The following is a 22,336-nucleotide window of genomic DNA, read 5'->3' as shown; positions in this document are numbered from 1 at the left end:
CCTGATCCTGTTCCGTACCGTGCGCGGATCGACGTCACAGGCAGGCCTGTTGGTTGCCGCGTGCCCGTCACTCTACGGGGTGGGACGGCCCCTGCGGGAGCAGGACGCCGCGGCCTCGGACGATCTGCGCAGATCATCCCCCTACCCAGCGGTACGGACGTCTGGCAAGCTGCGGCCATGACTGCCCGCGCCGCTGACCGGACCCGCTACGACCGGGCCACCGCCCATCTGGACGCCCCGATCGCCATCGTCGATCTGGACGCGTTCGACGCCAACGCCGACGATCTGGTGCGCCGGGCCGCCGGGAAGCCGATCCGGGTGGCGAGCAAATCGGTCCGCTGCCGGGCCCTGCTGGAGCGGGTGCTGGCGCGGCCGGGCTTCGCGGGGATCATGTCGTTCACGCTCGCCGAGTCGCTGTGGCTGGCGCGGGCCGGTTTCGAGGACGTGCTGCTGGCCTATCCGTCGGCCGACCGGGCCGCCTTCGCGGAGCTCGCCGCCGACCCGAAGCTGGCCGCCGCCGTGACGGTGATGGTGGACGACCACGCACAGTTGGAGCTGATCGACGCGGCGCGGGCCGGTGGCCGCGAGGAGATCCGGGTCTGCTTGGAGCTGGACACCTCGCTGCGGCTGCTCGGCGGCCGGGTCAGGATCGGCGCCCTGCGTTCACCGCTGCGCTCCCCCGCCCAACTGGCCGAGCTGGCACGCTCGGTGGCGCGCAGGCCCGGCTTCCGGCTGGTGGGTCTGATGGCGTACGAGGGCCACATCGCCGGGGTCGGCGACTCGGTCGCGGGCCGGCCGCTGCGCTCCCGGGCGATCCGGCTGATGCAGGCCACGGGTCGCAGGGAGCTGGCCGTCCGGCGGGCCGAGGTGGTGCGGGCGGTGCGGGCGGTGGCACCGGACCTGGAGTTCGTGAACGGCGGTGGCACCGGCAGCGTCCAGCACACGGCGGCGGAGCGCGCGGTGACCGAGATCGCGGCCGGCTCCGGGCTCTACGTACCGCGGCTGTTCGACAACTACACGTCGTTCGCGGCACGTCCGGCGGCGCTGTTCGCCCAGCCGGTGGTGCGCCGGCCGGGTGTGGGGGTGGTGACGGTCCTCGGGGGCGGCTATCCGGCGTCGGGGCCCGCGGGGGCGGACCGGCTGCCCGTCCCGTATCTGCCGGAGGGGCTGCGCTACGACGGGCAGGAGGGGCCGGGCGAGGTGCAGACCCCGCTGCTCGGCGCCCCGGCCGACGATCTGCTGATCGGTGACAAGGTGTGGTTCCGGCATGCGAAGGCCGGTGAACTGTGCGAGCGCTTCGACGAGTTGCAGCTGATCGAGGGCGACCGTGTGACGGCGGCCGTGCCGACGTACCGGGGCGAGGGCCGTACGTTCCTCTGAGCCGGGAGCCCGGCCGGGGTCAGGGCGCCGCGGAGCTGCCCACGGCGCCGCTCGTCCGGCCTCGTCGATCGGCCGGATCGCCTCGGTGGGGGCTGTCCGTGGAGAGAGCTGCGGGCCGTCCGGTCCCGCGTCGAAGACGCGCACGACGACCGGCGCTTCGCCGCCGTCGCCCCGCCGGGCAGGACGGCCCCGGTGGCGGCCGCGCCGACGACGACCGGCCCGGCCACGACGAGCACGGCGATCCGCTCCCGTGCCGCCCCACGCCCGTCAGGCCGTCCAGCGTCGCGGCTTGCGGATACCGGCCGGGCGGTGTCGCGCCGCCGATCCCGCGCCCCGGGGTTTTCCCTCGTCGACAGGGGCCCTTGAAGCCCCTGTCGACCTGCTGCGGCCGCTTCGCGCGGAAGGGTCTAGAGGGGTGTGACGTACGCGCCGGAGATACCCCCGTCGACGAGGAAGTCGGTGGCGTTCACGAACGAGGAGTCGTCGCTCGCGAGGAAGGCGACCGCCGCGGCGATCTCCGTCGCCTCGGCGAAGCGGCCGACCGGGATGTGCACCAGCCTGCGGGCTGCGCGTTCCGGATCCTTGGCGAACAGTTCCTGGAGCAGCGGCGTGTTGACCGGTCCCGGGCACAGCGCGTTGACCCGGATGCCCTCGCGGGCGAACTGCACGCCGAGTTCGCGGGACATGGCGAGGACGCCGCCCTTGGACGCGGTGTACGAGATCTGGCTGGTGGCGGCCCCCATGATCGCGACGAAGGACGCGGTGTTGATGATCGACCCGCGGCCCTGGCGGCGCATGTAGGGCAGGGCCGCCTTGCAGCAGAGGTAGACGGAGGTGAGGTTGACCTCCTGGACGCGCTTCCACGCCTCCAGGCCGGTGGTGAGGATGGAGTCGTCGTCGGGCGGGGAGATGCCCGCGTTGTTGAAGGCGATGTCGACGGAGCCGTAGGTGTCGAACGCGGTCCTGAAGAGCGCCTCGACCTGTTCCGGGTCGGTGACGTCCACGCGTACGAAGGTGCCGCCGACCTCCTCGGCCGCGGCCTTGCCCGCGTTCTCGTCGATGTCCCCGCAGACGATGTTCGCACCCTCCGACGCCAGGCGGCGTGCGGTGGCGAGACCGATGCCACTGGCGGCTCCGGTGATGACGGCGGTGCGGCCGACCAGGCGGCGGCAGATGTTCTCGCTGTCGGTGGTGGTCATGCGGGTTCAGGCCTCCGTGCTGAAGAAGACGTTCTTGGTCTCGGTGAATGCGGCGAGCGCGTCGGGGCCGAGTTCGCGGCCGAGTCCGGATTGCCCGTAGCCGCCGAACGGGGTCCAGTAGCGGACGCTGGAGTGGGAGTTGACGGAGAGGTTTCCGGCCCGGACCGCCTGCGAGACGCGCAGCGCCCGGCCCACGTCACGGGTCCAGACCGAGCCGGCCAGGCCGTACTCCGTGGCGTTGGCGAGCCGGACGGCGTCGGCCTCGTCGTCGAAGGGAAGAACGACGGCGACCGGTCCGAAGACCTCTTCGGTGGCGACGGGCGAGTCCGGGCGGGCGTCGGTGAGGACGGTCGGCGGGAACCAGAACCCGGGGCCTTCGGGCGCCTTGCCGCTGAGGGCGGTCGCGTCCTCGGGGACGTAACCGCGGACCCGTTCCAGCTGCGCACGGGAGATCAGCGGGCCCATCTGGGTGCTCTCGTCGAACGGGTCGCCCACGGCGACCGATTCGATCGCGGGAGCCAGGAGTTCCAGGAAGCGGTCGTACGCGGATCGCTGGACCAGGATGCGGGTGCGGGCACAGCAGTCCTGCCCCGCGTTGTCCAGGAACGCCATGGGTGCGGTGGCCGCGGCGGCCTCGATGTCGGCGTCGGCGAAGACGATGTTGGGGCTCTTGCCGCCGAGTTCGAGGGTGAGCCGCTTCACCCGCGCGGCACACTTGGCCATGATCCGCCTGCCCACCCGGGTGGAGCCGGTGAAGACGATCTTGGCGATGCCGGGATGCTCGACCATGGCATCGCCCGTCACGTCGCCCGCGCCCGGCAGCACCTGGAGCAGGTGTTCCGGAAGCCCTGCGTCCAGGGCGATCCCGGCCAGTCGCAGGGCGGTGAGCGGGGTGGTCTCGGCGGGTTTGAGGAGTACGGCGTTGCCTGCGGCGAGGGCCGGGGCGATGCCCCAGGCGGCGATCGGCAGAGGGAAGTTCCACGGTGCGATGACGCCGATGACGCCGAGGGGTTCGAGGAGCGTGATGTCGAGTCCGCCGGGCACCGGGATCTGCCGGCCGGTGAGCCGTTCCACTCCCCCGGCCGCGTAGTCGAGCAGATCACGGACGTTGGCCGCTTCCCAGCGGGCGTTGCCGAGCGTGTGGCCGGCCTCCTGGACCTCCAGTCGGGCCAGTTGCTCGGCCTCGCCGTCGACGGCGAGGGCGAAGCGGCGCAGCAGCCGGGCGCGGTCGGCGGGCGCGAGGGCGGCCCAGGTGCGCTGGGCGGCCGCGGCCCGGACGACCGCCGCGTCGACCTCGGCGACGGTGGTGGACGCGACGGTGGCGAGGAGTTCTTCCGTCGCCGGGTTGAGTACGTGGTGTTCCACCGGGTGGTCGGGTGTGGTCACTCAGTGCCTCACAGGCGTTCGAAGGAGCGGCGGAGCTCCCAGTCGGTCACTGCGGCGTCGAAGGCTTCGAGTTCGACGCGGGCCATGTTGTGGTAGTGCGCGACGACGTCGTCGCCGAAGGCCGCCCCGGCGATCTCGCTCCTCTCCCAGAGTTCGGCGGCCTCGCGCAGCGTGGTGGGAACGTGGTCGTATGCGGCGGTGTAGGCGTTGCTCCCGCACGGCTCGGGGAGTTCGAGTCCCTTCTCGATGCCGTGGATGCCCGCCGCGACCATGCCGGCGACGGCGAGGTACGGGTTGACGTCACCGCCGGGCAGCCGGTTCTCGAAGCGCGCCGAGCGGCCGTGGCCGACGACGCGCAGCGCACAGGTGCGGTTGTCGTGCCCCCAGGCGACGGCGGTCGGGGCGAAGGAGCCCGGCTGGAAGCGTTTGTAGGAGTTGATGTTGGGTGCGTAGAGGAGGGAGAAGTCGCGCAGGGCGGCCAGTTGTCCGGCGAGGAAGTGCCGCATCACCGGGGACATGCCGCCGTCCTCGTCCGCCATGGCGTTGTGCCCGGCCTCGTCGACGGGCTGGAGCGAGAGGTGGATGTGGCAGGAGTTGCCCTCGCGCTCGTTGAACTTGGCCATGAAGGTGAGCGCGACGCCCTCCTGGGCGGCGATCTCCTTGGCGCCGGTCTTGTAGACGGAGTGCTGGTCGCAGGTGACCATGGCCTCGTCGTAGCGGAACACGATCTCGTGCTGGCCGGGGTTGCACTCGCCCTTGGCGGACTCGACGGTCAGACCCGCGGCGGTCATGTCGTTGCGGATGCGGCGCAGCAGCGGCTCGACGCGGCCGGTACCGAGGACGGAGTAGTCGATGTTGTACTGGTTGGCCGGGGTCAGGTCACGGTAGTTGCGGTCCCATGCCTGCTCGTAGGTGTCCTTGAAGACGATGAATTCGAGTTCGGTGCCGACGTGGGCCGTGTAGCCGAGTTCCGCCAGCCGTTCGAGCTGGCGGCCCAGGATCCGCCGGGGCGCGGCGGCCACGGGGGAACCGTCCTCCTGGGCGAGGTCGGCCATGACCATGGCCGTTCCCTCGTTCCAGGGTGCCGGGCGCAGGGTGGAGAGGTCGGCGTGCATGGCGAAGTCGCCGTAGCCGCGGTCCCAGGAGGACATCGCGTATCCGTCGACGGTGTTCATGTCCGTGTCGACGGCGAGCAGGTAGTTGCATCCCTCGGTGCCGTGCTCCACGACCTCGTCGAGGAAGAAACGGGCGGCGAACCGTTTGCCCTGCAACCGTCCCTGCATGTCGGGGAAGGCGAGGACGACAGTGTCGATCTCACCGCTCGCGACGAGGGCGCGCAGCTCCTCGATCCCGAGCGGTGGGGTTCGGTCTGCCACGGGACATTCCTCCTTCGGTCAGCCGGAACGCTTAAGGTATGCGAGAGAACCATTAATTGTGAAGGGAGTACGGGACGTGGCCGAGGAAAGCGAGTTCACCGACCGTCCGATGCCCGTACTGCGGCCCGTCCGGGCGGGGAACGGCTTCGAGGAAGCGCTGGAGCAGATCCTCCAGGTGGTCAGGCTCGGCCTGGTGCCGGGCGGCGGGCGGCTGCCGGCCGAGCGGGAGCTGGCCGAGCTGCTGGGGATCAGCCGGGTCACGCTGCGCGAGGTGCTGAAGGTCCTGCAGGACCAGGGCCTGGTGGAGAGCAGGCGGGGGCGGTACGGCGGGACGTTCGTGCTGCCCCGCACCGGCAGTCCGGGCGAGGACGAACTGCGCCGGAAGGTCGAGTCCGTCGACATCGAGGACGTGCTGCGCTTCCGCGAGGTGCTGGAGGCCGGGGCCGCCGGGCTGTGCGCCGCGCAGGGGCTGACGGACGAGGGCGCGGACCGGCTGCGTGCGGCTCTGACGGCGACTCACGAAGCACCTCTGCCCGAGTACCGCAGGATCGACACCCTGTTCCATCTCACCCTGGCCGAACTCTCCGGCTCCGCAACGCTGACCGCGCAGTACGCGGCCGTCCGGGCCACGCTCAACGACCTGCTCGACTGCATACCGCTGCTGGTGCGGAACCTGGAGCATTCGCAGCATCAGCACGCGAGTCTGGTCGAGGCGGTTCTCGACGGGGACGCGGAGGCGGCGCGTGCGGTGATGCGTGAACACTGTGCGGGCACGGCCGCGTTGCTGCGCGGGTTCCTGGCCTGAGCCGCTACAGACCGCCGGATGCGCCGCCGCCGCAGCTGTACCGACCCTCGGAATCGTAAAGGTATCCTCTGCCACCATTGACACCATCGAACCGAGTCCGCCCGCACAGGCGGCCGACCGGAGGGACCACCCCGTGTCCGAACCTCTCATCGGCGTCTCCACTTATCTGGAGCCCGTGGCGCGCTGGGGTGTCTGGGAGCTGCCCGCCACCCTCCTCCCGGCCGCCTACCCACGCATGGTCCAACGGTCCGGCGGCCTCGCCGCGCTGCTCCCCCCGGACACCCCCGACCGGGCGGCGGCCGCGGTGGCCCGGCTGGACGGTCTCGTGATCGCGGGCGGTGCCGATGTGGAACCGGAACGGTACGGCGCGGAGCGCGACTTCCGGACCGGTCCGCCGGCCCGGGAGCGCGACGCCTGGGAGCTGGCCCTGATCAGGGCCGCACTGGAGTCCGGCACACCGGTGCTCGGCATCTGCCGCGGTATGCAACTGCTCAACGTGGCGCTCGGCGGCACCCTGATCCAGCACCTCGACGGGCACGCCGGCCCACTGGGCGCGACCGGAGTCCTCGGCACCCACGCCGTGACCCCCGTTCGGGACACCCTCTACGCGTCGATCGTGCCCGAGGAGACCGACGTCCCCACCTACCACCACCAGTGCGTGGAGCGGCTCGCACCGGGACTGGTGGCGTCCGCGCACGCGACGGACGGCACGGTCGAGGCGGTCGAGCTGCCGGGAGAGCAGTGGGTGCTCGGGGTCCAGTGGCATCCGGAGATGGGCGACGACCCACGGCTGACGCAGGCACTGGTGACGGCCTCCACGACCCGGCCGGTCCAGGCCCGTACGCCGTTCGCGGACCTCACGCCACCGCGGACGGCGGGAGCCTGAGGGCACGCCGCCCGCGGGCGCCCGCCGTCGGCCCGTCGCCCGGGCCGCTACAGGTCGCGGCCCGTGAGCGACAGCAGATCCCGGGCCGGGCCGGTCGGGCGGTGACCCGAGGGCCATACCGCGCGGAGCTGACGGCGGAGCCGTACTCCGGCGATCGGGATCTTGACCAACCGTCTGGCGGACAGCTCCTCGCCCAGCGCCAGTTCGCTCAGCACGCACGGTCCCGCGCCGCTCTCCGCCGCCCCCTTCACCGCGGTGGTCGAGGAGAGTTCGAGCAGGGGCTGGGCGAGGCCGCCGTGCACGGCCAGGGCGGCGTCGAGGACCTGGCGGGTGCCGGAGCCGTGCTCGCGCAGGATCAGCGGGGTCGCCGCCAGTTCCTGCGGGGTCAGGGCGGTGCGGCGGCGGGCCCACGCGTGCGACGGGGCCACCACGACGACGAGACGGTCGTGGGCGATGACCGTACCGTCGAGCCCTTCCGGCACGGAGAGGCCCTCCACGAAACCGAGGTCGGCCTCACCGACGAGAAGCCGCCCCGCGACCGCCGCCGAATTTCCGGCGAGCAGCGAGACCGCGGTGTCCGGCCGTTCGGCGCGCAGCGCTATCAGCCAGCCGGGCAGCAGGTATTCGGCGATGGTCATCGAGGCGGCGACCCGCAACCGGGAGTCCCGCCGGTCGCGCAGCGCCTGAGCTCCGGCGTCGAACGCCTCGGCCGCCTCGACGATCCTGCGTGCCCAGTCGGTGACCAGCGCGCCCGCGTCGGTGAGCCGGGAGCCGCGCGGTGAACGGTCCAGCAGCGCCAGGCCGAGCTGCCGCTCCATCGACCGGATGCGGCTGCTGGCCGCAGGCTGGGTGACGCCCACGTCCCGTGCCGCGCGCCCCAGACTGCCGTGCCGGGCGACGGCGAGGAGCAGCTCCAGCGCGCCGAGGTCGGGAACCCGGTGCGCGAGCGGAATGTGTTGTTCACCGGACATAAGACCAGCTTATGACCTCATAGAGACGAGATCCCTGGTGGGGGCCGGGCCCGCCCGCCGAAAATCGTGGCATGGCCATCTTTCCGCAGACCCAGCAGCCCCCAGCCACGTATGCGCCCGCTCCACGGCTCCCGCACCTGCGGCACATCGGCCCCAACTGGTACGCGACCGTCATGGGCACCGCCATCGTCGCCAGCGCGGGTGCGACCCTGCCCGTGCACGTCCCGGGGCTCCGGGGTGTCTGCACGGTGGTCTGGGCGCTCGCGACCGTCATGCTCGTCGCCGTGCTCACGGCCCGCACCGGCCACTGGATCGCCCATCGCGACCAGGCCCGTACCCATCTGCTCGACCCGGCCGTCGCGCCCTTCTACGGCTGTCTCGCGATGGCGCTGCTGGCGGTCGGCGGCTCGACGATGGTGGTCGGCCGGGACGTCATCGGACATCCGGCGGCCCTGGCCCTCGATGTCGTGCTGTACACGGCGGGCACGATCGTCGGGCTGGCCTGCGCGGTCGCGATTCCGTATCTGATGGTCGTGCGCCACCGGGTCGAGCCCGGCACCGCGTCGCCGGTGTGGCTGCTGCCGGTGGTCGCCCCGATGGTCTCCGCGGCACTCGGCCCGCTGCTGGTGCCGGAGCTGCCCGCCGGTCAGTGGCGGGAGGCGATGCTGCTCGCCTGCTACGCGATGTTCGGGCTGAGCCTGCTGGCCACGCTGGTGATGCTGCCGCTCGTCTTCGCCCGCCTCGTCCACCAGGGCCCGCTGCCGCTCGCGCTGACGCCCACGCTGTTCCTGGTCCTCGGTCCGCTGGGCCAGTCGACGACCGCGGTCAACCAGCTCGCCGACGTGGCGCCGGGAGCGATCGGGGCCCCCTACGCCTCGGGCCTCGGGGTGTTCGCCGTGCTGTACGGGGTACCGGTGATGGGTTTCGCGCTGCTGTGGCTGGCGCTGGCCGTCGCCCTGGTGGTGCGGGCCGCACGGAACGGCATGACCTTCAGCATGACGTGGTGGGGCTTCACCTTCCCGGTCGGTACGTGTGTCACGGGCGCCACGGCTCTGGCCCGGCACACCGGGCTGACGGCGTTCACCTGGCTGGCCGTCGCGCTGTACGTGCTGCTGGTGACGGCATGGGCGGTGGCCGGGCTCCGGACGCTGCGCGGGCTGTTCAGCGGAGCGCTGCTCGCAGCGCCGAAGGCGCCTGCGCCAGTGACGGCCCGTACCAGGTGAGGAATCGCCCGTCGACGAGTGCGGCGGGCAGTGCGGGGAACGCCTCCGGACCGTCGTCCGCGGTGAAGCGGTACGGCTCGTCGGGCAGGACGACCAGATCGGCACCCGCCGTGTTGAGCGCGTCGAGCGGGATGCGGGGATACCGCTCGGCGTGGTCGGCGTAGACGTTCTCGACACCGAGCCTGGCCAGCAGGTCCCCGGCGAAGGTCTCACGCCCCAGCACCATCCAGGGCCTGCGCCAGACGGGCACGACCGCACGGCGCGGGGCCCGGGGCGTCGGGAGCGCGGCCCAGGCGGCCTCGGCCTCGTCCAGCCAGCGCGGCCTGGTCCGTCCGCAGGCGGTGACCAGGACCCTTTCCAGTTCCTCGAACGCCTGGTCGAGGGTGCGGACCTCGGTGACGAGCACCTCGATCCCGGCGTCCCCGAGCGCCGCGAGATCGCTCGCGCGGTTCTCCTCCTCGTTGGCGACGACGAGATCGGGCCGTAGCGCGACGACGGCGGCCACGTCGGGGTTCTTGGTGCCGCCGATCCGGGCGGCGGTCAGGCCCGGCGGGTGGGTGCACCAGTCGGTGACGCCGACCAGCAGGCCCGGGGCGGTGACGGCGACGGCCTCGGTCAGCGAGGGGACCAGGGAGACGACTCGCACGGTGGCTGCTCCTCCCTCAGCGACGTGGCTCGAAAGTGGCGTCGATGTGCTCGGCGACCGCGACGACCAGCAGCCGCGTACCGGGCATCGTGGCCCGCCAGCGGTGCCGCACCCCGCCGGACAGGAACAGCGTGTCGCCCTCCTCCAGCCGGTGCGCCCGCCCCTCCGCCTCCACCTCCGCGGCGCCCCGCACCACGTACATCACCTCGTCGTTGCGGTGCTGGAACTCGCGTCCGAGGTCGAGTTCGCCGGTGAACTCCAGGGCGCTGAGCTGGTGGCGTCCGCGCACCACCCTGCGCACCCCGTCGCCCTCGCCCGCCCGTACGACGTCGACGGCGCGCGCCGAGTCCGCGGCGGCGCGCAGCCGCGCCGTGGTGGTCTCCAGGGCTTCGGCGACCCGGTCCAGGGACCGGGCGCTGGGCCTGGCCCGCTCGTTCTCGATCTGGCTGAGGAACGGAACGGACAGGCCGCTGCGGCCGGCGACCGCGGCCAGGGTGAGCCCGAGGGATCTGCGCCGTCGGCGGACCGCGGCGCCCACGCGGAGTGCTTCCTTGTCGTCCATGTCCGGCTCCCTCCCGACTGGCCATCCTTCCGGCTTCGGGCACATTGCGCACACGGTTGCGCAAGGTCGGCCGGTTCACGAGCATCCGGACAGCCCGAAGGGGTGGGCCCGCCGACGGCGGCGCCCACCCCTTTCCGGTGCTCCGGGCCCTACTGCGGAGCCATCTTGTCCGCGATGCCCGGGTTCTTCTCCATCCAGGCCTTCACGGCTTCCTCCTCATGGCCCGTGCCGCGCTTCTGGATCTCGTTCTCCAGGCCGGCGAGCTGGTCCTCGCTCAGCTTGAAGTTCTTGAACCACTTCGTCAGCTGCGGGTACTGCTTCGGGAAGTCCTTGCTGGCGATGGTGTGCAGCCGGTCCCCGTCGCCGAAGGCCTTCTCCGGGTCCTTCAGCTTGGTCATGCCGAACTCGTTGTACGCCCAGTGCGGCGTCCAGAGCAGCACCGCGACGGGCTCCTTCTTGGCATACGCGCGCTTCAGCTCGGCGAGCATGCCGGGCGTCGAGGAGTCGACGACCTTGTACTCCTTGTCCAGGCCGTAGGTCGGCAGGACGTTCTTCTTGAGGTTCTCCATCGTGGCGGTGCCCGGTTCGATGCCGATGATCCGGCCCTTGAACTGCGAGGACTTGCCCTTGAGGTCGGCGAGGGACGTGACGTCCTTGACGTAGTCGGGCACCGCGACCTCGATCGACGTCGGGCCGTACCAGGACCCGATGTCGGTCAGCCGGGAGCCGTACTTCTCCCAGTAGTTCTTCTGGGTGTACGGGAGCCAGCCGTCGAACTGCACGTCGACCTGGCCGCGGGACATCGCGGTGTACATCGGACCGACCTCGAACTGCTTGAGGTTGATCTTGTAGCCGCGCTCCTCCAGGACCGCCTTCCACAGGTACGTGGCGGCGATGTCCTCCTCCCAGGGGAACCAGGCCATCTCGACGGCACGGTCGCGCTCGTCCTTGCCGTTCGCGCTCTTGGACGCGCCGGCCTTGGCGACGGGGGTCCACTTGTCGGCGACACCGGGGTTGGCCTTCAGCCAGGTGCGGACGGCCTCCTGCTCCTTGCCGGAGCCGGCCTTCTGGATCTCCGCCTCCAGGCTGGTGAGCTGGTCCTCGCTCATCTTGAAGTTCTTGAGCCAGGTGCCGACCTCGGGGTTGTCGGACGAGAAGCCCTTGCGGGCCAGGGTGTGGATGCCGTCGCCCTTGCCCCAGAGGTTCTTGGGGTCCTTGAGCTTCGTCAGTTCGAACTGGTTGTACGCCCAGTGCGGCGACCACAGCGGAACGACGATCGGTTCCTTCTTGGCGTAGGCGCGCTTCAGCTCGGCCAGCATCGACGGTGTGGAGCCGTCGACGACCTTGTACTCCTTGTCCAGGCCGTAACCCGGCAGGATCTTGTCCTTGAGCAGGCCCATCTCGCCGGCGCTCGGCTCGATGCCCACGATCCGGCCCTTGAACTGCGAGGACTTGCCCTTGAGGTCGTCCAGCGACCGGACGTCCTTCAGGTACGAGGGAACGGCCAGCTCCAGCGAGGTGGGGCCGTACCAGGAGCCCATGTCCTCCAGGCGGTCCTGGTACTTCTTCCAGTAGCTGGCGTGGGTGACCGGGAGCCACGAGTCGGTCTCGAAGTCGATCTGGCCGTTGGCCATACCGGTGTAGAGCGCACCGGCCTCGTACTGCTTGACGTCGACCTGGAAGCCGCGCCGCTCCAGCATCTCCTTCCACAGGAAGGTGGAGGCGATGCCCTCGTCCCACGGGATGTAGCCCATGCTGATCTTCTTGCCCGCACCGATGTCCGAGGCGCCGGCGGCGGTGGCCTTGTCCGAGCGGGAGGAGCCGAAGAGGCCCATGCCGCCCGCGACGAGTGCGAGGACGACGATGCCGACGACCGCGACGACGGGCTGCGGGCGGTGGTTCCAGATCTTCAGCCCGCCGGCCATCGCCTGCGCCTTGGCGAGCGCACGCCGGGCGAGCGGGGAGACCTCGCGGCCGAGCGCGCCGGTCATCCGGTCCAGGTACATCGCCACGATGACGATGGAGATGCCCGCCTCGAAGCCGAGGCCGACATCGACGTTGCCGATGGCGCGGTAGACGGCGCCGCCGAGGCCGCCGCCGCCGACCATGCCGGCGATGACCACCATGGACAGGCCCAGCATGATGACCTGGTTGATGCCGGCCATGAGCGTGGGAAGGGCCAGCGGCAGCTGCACCCGCAGCAGGGTGTTGCGCCGTGTGGTGCCGAACGCCTCGGCCGCCTCGACGAGTTCGGCGTCGACCTGGCGGATGCCGAGTTCGGTCATCCGGACGCCCGGGGGCAGCGAGAAGATGATCGTGGCGATGATGCCGGGCACCACACCCACGCCGAAGAAGATGACGCCGGGGATCAGATAGACCATGGCGGGCATGGTCTGCATGAAGTCCAGGACCGGCCGGATCACCGCGCTGACCGTCTTGGAGCGGGACGCCCAGATGCCCACCGGCACGGCCAGCACCAGCGCGATGATGGTGGCGACGAGGACCAGCGTGAGGGTGTCCATCGCTTCGTCCCACAGCTCGACGGAGTCGATGACGGCGAAGCCGACGAAGGCGAGCACCCCCGCGAGCAGACCGCGCAGCCACCAGGCGATGACGGCGACGATGCCCGCGAAGAGGAGCGGTGCGGGGGCGGACAGGACGGCGGCTATGCCGTCGAACATGCCACTGACGACGGAGCTGATCGCGTCGAACAGCCAGGACAGGTGGGTCTGCAGCCAGTTGACCGCGGAGTCGACCCAGTCACCCAGATGGAGCCTAAACACCGGCCACCTTCTTCGCGGTGGTCGTGACGTCCTCGGGGACCTCGGTGGGGGTCATCGGCTCGCCGAGGACGGCGAGCAGCCGGGCCCGCGGCACGACGCCGACGAGCTTGCCCGCCGCGTCGGTCACGGCGACCGCGACTCCGCTCCGCGAGCAGGGCGTGAAGAGCTCGATGATCGGCGTGGACTCGGTGACGGTGGCCGGGGCCGCCCTGAGAACGTCCTCGGCGGTACGCAGTTCCCCGCCGTCGTCCGCACCGGTGCCCATGACGGTGTGCGGCTCCGCCATGATCGCGCCCGCGGTCAGCACCCGGGTGCGGTCGACGTCCTGGGTGAAGGAGGCGACGTAGTCGTTGGCCGGGGTGACGAGGATGTCCTCGGCGGTGCCGAGCTGGACGATCCTGCCGTCGCGCATCACGGCGATACGGTCCCCGAGGCGCATGGCCTCGTTGAGGTCGTGGGTGATGAAGACGATGGTCTTCTTCAGGCGCTTCTGGAGTTCGAGCAACTGGTCCTGCATGTCACGGCGGATCAGCGGGTCGAGCGCGCTGAAGGACTCGTCCATCAGCAGCAGGTCGGCGTCGGTGGCCAGGGCGCGGGCCAGGCCGACACGCTGCTGCATACCGCCGGACAGCTCGTCGGGCCAGGACTTCTCCCAGCCGGCGAGACCGGTCAGCTCCAGCGCCTCGGCGGCGCGCTTCTCGCGCTCGGCACGCGGCACGCCCTGCACTTCGAGTCCGTACGCGGCGTTCTCCAGCACGCTCCGGTGGGGGAAGAGCGCGAAGTGCTGGAACACCATGCTGATCTTGGAGGACCGGACGTGGCGCAGTTCGGCGGGGCTCAGGGCGGTCAGGTCCTGGCCGTCGAACAGCACGCGTCCGGCTGTGGGGTCCAGAAGTCCGTTGAGCATGCGCAGCAACGTGGACTTCCCGGACCCGGACAGACCCATCACGACGAAGATCTGTCCCGGGTCGACGGTGAACGAGGCGTCGATCACCGCTGCGGTGGTTCCGTCGGCGCGCAGCTCGTCGCGGTCGGCGCCGCTCTCGAGCTTCTGCACAGCTTGATCGGGTCGTCTGCCGAACACTTTGTACAAGTGCTCAGCTTGCAGCCTTGACACATACACCTCGCGCGTTGAACCGAAAAACGGTCCGCCACCCCCTCCGGCAGACCGTGGAGCGGCACGGATTCGGCCCGCATGGCACGTGCATTAGTTGAAATTGCTACGTGATCCGCTCCGATGGCGCGCCTGCCCCCACTTACACGAGCCAAACACAAGAGTGATCCGAGTCACACAGAAATGACCCCCGAGGGACCGCGCCCCTCTTGACCTCGAAGCCCACCGGTGTGCGGGGCGGCCGCTGTCAGCGGGGTGCGGCATCATCGGTGTGTGACGCGACGCCTGATGCTCCTCGACACCGCCTCCCTCTACTACCGCGCCTACTTCGGGGTTCCCGATTCGGTACGCGCTCCGGACGGAACGCCGGTCAACGCCGTGCGCGGACTGCTCGACTTCATCGGGCGCCTGGTCCAGGACCACCGGCCGGGCGAGCTGGTCGCCTGCATGGATGCCGACTGGCGGCCGCACTGGCGGGTGGAGCTGATCCCCTCCTACAAGGCGCACCGGGTGGCGGTGGAGACGGCCGAGGGACTGCCCGACGAGGAGGAGACCCCCGACACCCTGGCCCCGCAGGTGCCGGTCATCGAGGCCGTGCTCGACGCGCTCGGCATCGCCCGCGTCGGTGTCGCCGGCTACGAGGCGGACGACGTGATCGGCACGCTCACCGGCCTGGCCACCGGCCCCGTGGACATCGTCACCGGCGACCGGGACCTCTATCAGCTGGTCGACGACGCCCGCGGGGTGCGGGTCCTCTACCCGTTGAAGGGGGTCGGCTCGCTCCAGCTGACCGACGAGGCCTGGCTGAGGGAGAAGTACGGGGTGGACGGTTCCGGCTACGCCGACCTGGCCCTGCTGCGCGGCGATCCGAGCGACGGACTCCCGGGCGTCCCCGGCATCGGCGAGAAGACGGCGGCGAAGCTGCTGGACGCGTTCGGCGATCTGGACGGGATCATGGCGGCGGTCGACGACCCGGCCGCCAAGCTGACACCCTCGCAGCGCAAGCGGCTCGACGAGGCCCGGGACTATGTGGCCGTCGCGCCGAGGGTGGTCCGCGTCGCCGGTGACGTGCCCCTGCCCGAGTTCGACCCCGCGCTGCCCGCCGAGCCGCGCGATCCCGACGCCCTCGAAGCCCTCGCGAAGCGGTGGGGACTGGGCGGTGCGCTGCAGCGCCTGCGCTCCACACTGCGCGAATGAGGTGCTAGCTTAGGTAAGCCTAAGCAATCGGAACAGGGAGAACCTCGTGGCAGAACGACCGGCGCGGCAGGCACCCGAGGCGCAGGGCGCCCGCGTTGTGCGCACCGAGCGGATCACCCCGCACATGGTGCGTGTCGTGCTCGGCGGCGAAGGTCTCGCCGGTTTCGGGCTCTCCGGGTTCACCGACCATTACGTCAAGCTCTGCTTCGCCCCCGAGGGCGCCGACTACGCACACCCGTTCGACATGGCCCGCATCCGCGAGGAGCAGCCGCGCGAGCTGTGGCCGACCACCCGCACCTACACCGTGCGCTCCTGGGACCCGGTCGCCCGTGAGCTGGCGATCGACTTCGTGGTCCACGGCGACGAGGGTCTCGCCGGGCCCTGGGCGATGCGGGCGGCCCCGGGCGATCAGGTGACCTTCCTGGGCCCCGGCGGGGGCTACGGTCCGGACGCGTCGGCGGACTGGCACCTCCTGGTGGGTGACGAGAGCGCCCTGCCCGCCATCGCCGCGGCCCTGGAGCAGATGCCGGCGGGCGCGGTGGTGCACGCGTTCGTCGAGGTGTCGGACGCGGCGGAGGAGCAGAAGATCGTAACGCCCGGCGGGGTCGAGGTGACCTGGCTGCACCGCGGGGAGCGCCGGGTCGGCGAGGCGCTGACGGCCGCGGTGAAGGAGCTGGAGTTCCCGGCGGGCGACGTCCAGGCGTTCGTCCACGGCGAGGCGGGCTTCGTGAAGGAGATCCGCCGCCATCTGCGCCTGGACCGCCGGATCCCGCTCCCCCAGCTGTCGATCTCCGGCTACTGGCGGCTCGGCCAGAACGACGACGCCTGGCGCTCGGTCAAGCGCGAGTGGAACGCGCAGGTGGAGCGCGAGCAGGAGAACGCGGCCTGACCGACACGCACGCCCGTGCGCCCGGCGCCCCACGTGGTCGAGGTCGGTCCGCGCGACCGGTTCGGCGACGGCCGTTCGCACGGTCGGCCTTCCTCGCGCCACGGGCGGCACCGGGGCCGAGGGCCCGGACCGGGGAGGAGCTCCCGGTCCGGGCCTGCCACGCGTCGCCGCAGCAGCGGTGCCCGTCAGACGGACTTCTGGTAGGAACGGAAGGTGCGGGTCGACAGCCCGACCGCCACTGCCGCGAGTATCAGCAGGGCTCCCCCGCGGCTGAGCACGACATCCCATTCGGGCTCGGCGGTCAGCGCCGAACGGCCGGCGACCATCGCCCAGTTGACCGGATTGAAGTCGGCGATGTGCCGCATCCAGGACGGCATCTGGCTCGGGGCCATGAAGGACGAGGAGAGGAATGTCAGCGGCAACAGCAGAAACGTGTTGATGCCGATGATCGACTCACGCTCGCGGACCAGCATGCCCAGGGTGTTGGAGAGTGCGCCGAAGACCGTACCGAGCAGGATCGACGCCACGACCAGGATCAGCAGCCCGCCCGCGCCACCCGGATAGGTGGCCCCGGCGGCCCGGCCGAGCAACACGATGACGACGGACTGCACGGCGGTGCTGATGCCGTTCTGCACGACGTTGGCGTTCATCAGCGCGCTGCGGCTGACCGGGGTGGTCAGGAAGCGGTTGAGCGTGCCCCGCTCGATCTCCTCCAGGGTGCCCATGCCGGCCCACATGCTGGATCCGAGAGCACTCATCACCACGATGCCCGGGATCAGGTAGTCCAGATAGGACGTGGTGCCGAAGCCGCCCAGTTCGACGACCTTCCTGAAGAGGTTGCCGAACAGGAACAGCCAGATCACCGGCTGGACCAGGGAGATCGCCAGGAAGATCGGCTGCCGGACGATCGCCATGAGCTGGCGTTGCGTCATGTACCACGTCTGCGCGAGGACCTGACTGTTCATCGGACTCCTCCCGCGGGGGTGAGGGCAGGGGCCTGCCGGGCGTCCGCGGCCTCGGCCTCGGAGAAACGGCGTCCGGCGTAGCGCAGATAGACGTCGTCGAGGGAGGGGCGGGCCACGGTGGCGGCGGCGACCGCAGCACCGGCCCGCTCCAGGGCGGCAAGCAGGACGGGGACCGCCGCGGCACCGTCCTCGGCACGGACGCTCACGCGGCGGCCGTCGACCAGCACCTCGTACACCCCGGGCAGTCCGGTGAGCGCGGCGCTGATCACCCTCGCGTCGCCGTCCGCACGCAGTTCCAGGTGGACGGCATCACCCCGGAGTTCACCCTTGAGGTCGTCGGGGGCTCCCTCGACGACGACCCGGCCGCGGTCGACGATCGCGATGCGTTCGGCGAGCCGGTCGGCCTCCTCCAGATAGTGCGTCGTGAGGACGATGGTCAGCCCCTCGTCGCCGGCCAGCCGGGAGATCTCGTCCCACATGGCCGTGCGGGCCTCGGGGTCGAGTCCGGTGGTGGGTTCGTCGAGAAAGAGCACCTCGGGTCGGTGGACCAGGCCGAGCGCCACGTCGAGGCGTCGCTGCATTCCGCCGGAATACCCCTTGACCTGGCGATTCGCCGCGTCGGCGAGAGCGAAGCGGTCCAGCAGCTCATCGGCGCGGCGCTGTACGGCGGCGCCCCGCATTCCGTAGAGCCTGCCCTGGAGCAGGAGGTTCTCGCGGCCGGTGGCGACCGGGTCGGCGCCGGACTTCTGGGCGACGACGCCGATCGCGCGGCGGACCCGGTCGGGGTGGCGCAGCACGTCGTGTCCGGCGACGCTCGCGGTGCCCGAGTCGGGGCGGGCCAGGGTGGTGAGGATCTTGACGGTGGTGGACTTCCCGGCGCCGTTGGGGCCGAGGAGTCCGAAGACCGTGCCGGCATCGACGTCGAGGTCCATGCCGGCCAGCGCGGTGACGTCGCCGGGATAGGTTTTGATCAGGTGTCGCGCCGCGACTGCGGGCGCACGGGTGCTCATGACAGAGCTCTCCTGTGGTCAGCGGGGTGCTCGGGTGCACCGAGCACTCGGGCATGCCGAGCCGATCCGCGTGAAGAGCGCCGGGCTATCCTGGGTGTGCCGCACCTCGATCGCCCGGCTCGCCTTCACGGCGTGGCCGGTCCGGGGTTCGAGACCCCGGCGGTCGCTGCTCCAACAGCCTCCACCGGGGTCCTTCTCTTTCTTCGGTCCTGTGTCAGGCCTTCCGCTCCGGGTCCAGGACGATTTCCTGCTCGTCCAGGTCCTGCCATTTCTGCGGGACTTCACCGGTTTCGTGGAAGGACTTCCACTCGTCGATGCCATCGATCGTGCCCTCGGTGAGTTCCGTGTGGAAGTTCTTGATCCACTCCAGCTGGGCGTCGATCATGTGGAGCTGGTACTCGGTCTCGACGACGAAGACGCGGGGCAGCTTCTCCCCCAGTTGACCGAGCACTCCCCGGAGCGCCGCGGCATGGACCGCAAGCGCCGCCTCCCGGGTCTCCATCAGCTCCGCCACGTCCTCCGGCGGCAGCACCGGAAGAAGTGAGAGCGCCGTCTCGAAGACCGGATACTCGGCGGCCGGCACGGCGAGCAGATCGGAGAGCCAGTCGAGCATCTCCGCCCGCCCGGCCTCGGTGATCCCGTAGAGCGTGCGCTCGGGGCGGTTGCCCTGTCGCTGGACGCCCGCGACCTCGACGTATCCGTGTTTCTCCAGGTTCTGGACGACGGTGTACAGCGAGCCGAAATTGATCTTGACGCTGTGTTCCTTGCCGCGTCGGCGCAGCGTCTGGGCGATCTCGTACGGATGCATGGAGCGCTCGGAGAGCAGCACCATGACCGTGAGCGCCAGTGGATTGCTGAGCTTGCGCCGCCTGGCCACCCGACCCTCACCATCCTTCACCTCGTCATCGAATACTCGTGAGCGAACATATCGCGTTCACTCGAACGCGTCAACCGCGATGTATCGCGAAATGGACGGGGCGTGGAAGGATTTCGCGCACCGACCAATCCGCGCCGCCGTCGGCTCCGGATCACCCGGAGAGCAGACGCGCAATCAGGGAGGAAACCCGCGTGAAAGAAGCCGTGCACATCGGCGGGGCACCTCCGGCGGGGCCCGATCTCCAGGAGCTTCTGGGGATGGTCGCCCGAGGTGACCAGGACGCCTTCGCCGAGGTGTACGCCACGGTCAGCGGGCCGGTCCTCGGACTGGTGCGGAGCGTGCTGCGCGACCCCGCCCAGTCGGAGGAGGTCGCGCAGGAGGTGCTGGTCGAGGTGTGGCGCACGGCCCCTCGGTTCCGGGCCGCCCGCGGGAGCGCGATGAACTGGGTGCTGACACTGGCGCACCGCCGGGCCGTGGACCGGGTTCGCTCGGCCGAGGCATCGGCGGCCCGCGAGCACAGGGCCGCGCTGCTGGACCGTACGCCGGCCTTCGACGAGGTCACCGAGCAGGTCGAGGGCCGACTGGAGCGCGAGCAGGTCCGCTGCTGCATGCGGGCCCTCTCGGAACTGCAACGGCAGTCCGTGACCCTCGCCTACTACCGGGGGCTGACGTATCGCGAGGTGTCGGAGTTGCTCTGCGTACCGCTCGGGACGGTCAAGACACGCCTGCGCGACGGACTGATCCGGCTGCGCGACTGCCTCGGGGTGAGCACATGAGCAACGCCGAACCGCACACGCTGACGGGGGCGTACGCCCTGCACGCGCTGCCGGACCCCGAGCGCGACGGGTTCGAACGGCATCTCGCCGACTGCCGTCCCTGCGCCGTCGAGGTGCGCGAGCTGTCCGGGACCGCTGTTCGGCTCGGGCTCGCGGTGGCCGGGGTCCCACCTCGCGACCTGCGCGAACGGGTGCTGCGGGAGATCGCGACCGTACGGCAGGAGTCGCCGTCGGACACCCGGCGGTCGCGCACCGGGAGCAGTACGAACCGGACGGGGCGGTGGCCCGGGTTCGCCCTCGCCGCATGTCTGGCGGCCGCCGGATTCGGCGGGATCGCCGTGTGGCAGCATCAGGAGGCCCGCACCGCCCGGCAGGACGCCCGCACCGCACAGCGGCAGAACGAGCAGCTGACCCAGGTCCTGGCAGCACCGGACGCCCGTACCGGGACCCGCACGCTCGGGGGCGGGGCGAGGGGCACCGTGGTCGTCTCCGAGAAGGAGAACCACGCCGTCCTCCTGGCGTCGGGCATGCCGGAACCACCCGACGACAAGGTGTACCAGCTGTGGTTCGACGACGCCGGCACGATGCGCCCCGCCGGCCTCATGAAGGCGGCGAACACCTCGACGACGCAGTACGCGACGCTGCTGGACGGCCCGGTCGACCGGGCCTCCGGCATAGGCATCACCGTGGAGCCGGCCGGTGGGTCCACTCGACCGACATCCGCGCCGGTGGCCCTGCTGATCTTCCCGACCGCCCGACCCGCCCTTCGCTGAGAGGTGCTCGACCATGACCGTCTCGGTGGCACTGTTCACCTCGGATCTACGGCTGCACGACAACCCCGTACTGCATGCCGCGCTGCGCGACGCGGACCGTGTCGTCCCCCTCTTCGTGCGGGACGCGGGCATTCGCCGGACCGCCTTCGACGCACCGAACCGGCGGGCGTTCCTCGCCGACTGCCTGGCCGATCTCGACGCGGAGCTGCGCCGGCGCGGCGGCCGGCTGATCGTCCGCGACGCGGAGGCCGTGGCCGGCGTCGTCGACGTGGTCACGGAGACCGGCGCGCGCAGTGTGCACGTCGCGGGCGGCGTGAGCGGGTACGCGATGCGGCGTGAGGAGCGTCTGCGCGCGGCTCTGACCGACGTCGGCTGCACGCTGCACGTCCATGACGCGGTGGTCACCGCGCTCCCGCCGGGCCGGGTGGTCCCGGCGGGCCGTGATCACTACGCGGTGTTCACCCCGTACTTCCGCCGTTGGGAGGCGGAGGGGGTGCGGGGCGCACTGGCCGCCCCGCCCACGGTGCGGCTGCCCGACGGCATGAGGTCCGAGCCGTTGCCGGAACGGGCCGCAGTGGCCGGGGTCTCCCCCGGGCTCGCCAGGGGCGGTGAGAGGGCCGGACGTCGGCTGCTGTCCTCCTGGCTGAACGGCCCCGTGACCGACTACGAGAGCGGCCACGACGATCTGGCCGGCGACGCGACCTCCAGGCTCTCCCCCCATCTCCACTTCGGCACTCTCTCGGCGGTGGAAGTGATCGACCGGGCGCGGCAGCGGGGCGGGCCGGGCGCCGACGCGTTCGTGCGGCAGCTGGCGTGGCGGGACTTCCATCACCAGGTGCTCGCCGCCCGGCCGGAGGCCGCCCGGGACGACTACCGTCCACGGCAGGACCGTTGGCGGTCCGACGTGGACGAGATCGAGGCCTGGCGCACGGGACGCACCGGCTACCCGGTGGTCGACGCGGCGATGCGGCAACTGGCGCACGAGGGCTGGATGCACAACCGGGGGCGCATGCTGGTGGCGAGCTTCCTCACCAAGACGCTGTACGTGGACTGGCGGGTCGGCGCCCGGCACTTCCTGGACCTGCTGGTCGACGGGGACCTGGCGAACAACCAGCTCAACTGGCAGTGGATGGCCGGTACCGGCACCGACACCCGCCCCAACCGGATCCTGAACCCGGTGGTCCAGGGGAAGCGGTTCGATCCGCGCGGGGCCTATGTGCGCCGGTGGGTGCCGGAGCTCGCCGAGCTGACGGACGGCGAGATCCATGAGCCGTGGAAACTGACCGGTCCGCGCCGGTCCGCGATCGACTACCCGGATCCGCTCATCGACCTGGCGGAGGCCCGGGCCCGGTTCGAACGGGCGCGGGGCCTGGACTGACGGGGCGGCAGGTCGGTGGTCCGTCACAGGCGCCCGCCGGATCGGCCGGATGGAACTCACACCCGTTCGGGTGATGGACCAATCCGCCCGGCTTCCGGCGACGAATCCCGGTCGTGAGTGGAGACCGAGACGATGCGCAG

20 protein-coding genes are annotated in these 22,336 nt (G+C 71.0%); 9 read left to right on the top strand and 11 right to left on the bottom strand.

Annotated elements, in window-relative coordinates; genetic code table 11:
- Positions 1–177: 177 nt before the first annotated feature.
- A complete protein-coding gene (locus tag ACIRP2_RS25895; RefSeq protein WP_404254154.1) occupies positions 178–1,380 on the top strand; it encodes an amino acid deaminase/aldolase in 1,203 nt (400 codons plus the stop codon).
- A 407-nt stretch (positions 1,381–1,787) separates the two neighbouring features.
- Here ACIRP2_RS25895 and ACIRP2_RS25890 read toward each other — a convergent pair whose 3' ends face one another.
- The 3 genes from ACIRP2_RS25890 to ACIRP2_RS25880 are packed head-to-tail and all read right to left on the bottom strand — an operon-like array spanning position 1,788 to position 5,341.
- Positions 1,788–2,579 carry a 3-oxoacyl-ACP reductase gene (locus ACIRP2_RS25890; RefSeq protein ID WP_404254152.1) on the bottom strand — a complete coding sequence of 264 codons (792 nt, stop codon included), beginning with the start codon at positions 2,577–2,579 and terminating at the stop codon, positions 1,788–1,790.
- 6 nt (positions 2,580–2,585) lie between these two features.
- Positions 2,586–3,965 carry an aldehyde dehydrogenase family protein gene (locus tag ACIRP2_RS25885; protein WP_404254150.1) on the bottom strand — a complete coding sequence of 460 codons (1,380 nt, stop codon included), beginning with the start codon at positions 3,963–3,965 and terminating at the stop codon, positions 2,586–2,588.
- Between the two features lie 8 nt (positions 3,966–3,973).
- Complete coding sequence (locus ACIRP2_RS25880; RefSeq protein ID WP_404254148.1) at positions 3,974–5,341, bottom strand: glutamine synthetase family protein; 1,368 nt, start codon at positions 5,339–5,341, stop codon at positions 3,974–3,976.
- 109 nt (positions 5,342–5,450) lie between these two features.
- Here ACIRP2_RS25880 and ACIRP2_RS25875 point away from each other — a divergent pair, with 109 nt between their 5' ends.
- Positions 5,451–6,146, top strand: coding sequence for a FadR/GntR family transcriptional regulator (locus tag ACIRP2_RS25875; protein WP_404254448.1), 696 nt, complete (start codon positions 5,451–5,453; stop codon positions 6,144–6,146).
- Between the two features lie 133 nt (positions 6,147–6,279).
- Positions 6,280–7,032, top strand: coding sequence for a gamma-glutamyl-gamma-aminobutyrate hydrolase family protein (locus ACIRP2_RS25870; RefSeq protein ID WP_404254146.1), 753 nt, complete (start codon positions 6,280–6,282; stop codon positions 7,030–7,032).
- A gap of 47 nt (positions 7,033–7,079) precedes the next feature.
- On the opposite strand, the gene ACIRP2_RS25865 is transcribed toward ACIRP2_RS25870, so the two are convergent.
- A complete protein-coding gene (locus ACIRP2_RS25865) occupies positions 7,080–8,003 on the bottom strand; it encodes a LysR family transcriptional regulator (RefSeq protein WP_404254144.1) in 924 nt (307 codons plus the stop codon).
- A 71-nt stretch (positions 8,004–8,074) separates the two neighbouring features.
- Between ACIRP2_RS25865 and ACIRP2_RS25860 the strand changes: the two genes are divergently transcribed.
- Entirely contained in the window at positions 8,075–9,226 is a 1,152-nt protein-coding gene (locus ACIRP2_RS25860) for a TDT family transporter (RefSeq protein WP_404254142.1), read from the top strand.
- Here ACIRP2_RS25860 and ACIRP2_RS25855 read toward each other — a convergent pair.
- From ACIRP2_RS25855 to ACIRP2_RS25840, 4 genes are all read right to left on the bottom strand, one after another.
- Complete coding sequence (locus ACIRP2_RS25855; protein ID WP_404254140.1) at positions 9,165–9,872, bottom strand: helical backbone metal receptor; 708 nt, start codon at positions 9,870–9,872, stop codon at positions 9,165–9,167. The two genes, ACIRP2_RS25860 and ACIRP2_RS25855, sit on opposite strands and share 62 nt — an antisense overlap.
- A gap of 16 nt (positions 9,873–9,888) precedes the next feature.
- Positions 9,889–10,434: a helix-turn-helix domain-containing protein gene (locus ACIRP2_RS25850; protein WP_404254138.1), complete on the bottom strand. Its 546-nt coding sequence runs from the start codon at positions 10,432–10,434 to the stop codon at positions 9,889–9,891.
- 149 nt (positions 10,435–10,583) lie between these two features.
- A complete protein-coding gene (locus tag ACIRP2_RS25845; RefSeq protein WP_404254136.1) occupies positions 10,584–13,217 on the bottom strand; it encodes an ABC transporter permease/substrate binding protein in 2,634 nt (877 codons plus the stop codon).
- Entirely contained in the window at positions 13,210–14,274 is a 1,065-nt protein-coding gene (locus ACIRP2_RS25840; RefSeq protein WP_404254134.1) for a glycine betaine/L-proline ABC transporter ATP-binding protein, read from the bottom strand. The genes ACIRP2_RS25845 and ACIRP2_RS25840 overlap by 8 nt, the downstream gene beginning before the upstream one ends.
- Before the next feature lie 345 nt (positions 14,275–14,619).
- Here ACIRP2_RS25840 and ACIRP2_RS25835 point away from each other — a divergent pair, with 345 nt between their 5' ends.
- Positions 14,620–15,528, top strand: coding sequence for a 5'-3' exonuclease H3TH domain-containing protein (locus tag ACIRP2_RS25835; RefSeq protein WP_404254446.1), 909 nt, complete (start codon positions 14,620–14,622; stop codon positions 15,526–15,528).
- Positions 15,529–15,574: 46 nt separating this feature from the next.
- Positions 15,575–16,417, top strand: coding sequence for a siderophore-interacting protein (locus tag ACIRP2_RS25830; protein WP_404254132.1), 843 nt, complete (start codon positions 15,575–15,577; stop codon positions 16,415–16,417).
- A 185-nt stretch (positions 16,418–16,602) separates the two neighbouring features.
- Here ACIRP2_RS25830 and ACIRP2_RS25825 read toward each other — a convergent pair whose 3' ends face one another.
- The 3 genes from ACIRP2_RS25825 to ACIRP2_RS25815 all read right to left on the bottom strand — a co-directional run bounded on the left by ACIRP2_RS25825 (position 16,603) and on the right by ACIRP2_RS25815 (position 19,269).
- Entirely contained in the window at positions 16,603–17,382 is a 780-nt protein-coding gene (locus ACIRP2_RS25825) for an ABC transporter permease (RefSeq protein WP_404254130.1), read from the bottom strand.
- A complete protein-coding gene (locus ACIRP2_RS25820; protein ID WP_404254128.1) occupies positions 17,379–18,392 on the bottom strand; it encodes an ATP-binding cassette domain-containing protein in 1,014 nt (337 codons plus the stop codon). The genes ACIRP2_RS25825 and ACIRP2_RS25820 overlap by 4 nt, the downstream gene beginning before the upstream one ends.
- Positions 18,393–18,606: 214 nt before the next feature.
- Positions 18,607–19,269: a PadR family transcriptional regulator gene (locus ACIRP2_RS25815; RefSeq protein WP_404254442.1), complete on the bottom strand. Its 663-nt coding sequence runs from the start codon at positions 19,267–19,269 to the stop codon at positions 18,607–18,609.
- 191 nt (positions 19,270–19,460) lie between these two features.
- Between ACIRP2_RS25815 and ACIRP2_RS25810 the strand changes: the two genes are divergently transcribed.
- Genes ACIRP2_RS25810 through ACIRP2_RS25800 form a run of 3 tightly spaced genes read left to right on the top strand, consistent with a single transcriptional unit; the run spans position 19,461 to position 22,196 of the window.
- Complete coding sequence (locus tag ACIRP2_RS25810) at positions 19,461–20,045, top strand: sigma-70 family RNA polymerase sigma factor (RefSeq protein WP_404254126.1); 585 nt, start codon at positions 19,461–19,463, stop codon at positions 20,043–20,045.
- Complete coding sequence (locus tag ACIRP2_RS25805) at positions 20,042–20,818, top strand: anti-sigma factor domain-containing protein (protein ID WP_404254124.1); 777 nt, start codon at positions 20,042–20,044, stop codon at positions 20,816–20,818. Before ACIRP2_RS25810 ends, ACIRP2_RS25805 begins: the two co-directional genes overlap by 4 nt.
- A gap of 13 nt (positions 20,819–20,831) precedes the next feature.
- A complete protein-coding gene (locus tag ACIRP2_RS25800; protein ID WP_404254122.1) occupies positions 20,832–22,196 on the top strand; it encodes a cryptochrome/photolyase family protein in 1,365 nt (454 codons plus the stop codon).
- Positions 22,197–22,336: the final 140 nt, after the last annotated feature.

Origin of the sequence: Streptomyces sp. NPDC101194 (assembly GCF_044767885.1) — a bacterium.
Classification (GTDB): Bacteria; Actinomycetota; Actinomycetes; order Streptomycetales; family Streptomycetaceae; genus Streptomyces.
This window is presented reverse-complemented; position numbering and strand designations above follow the sequence as displayed.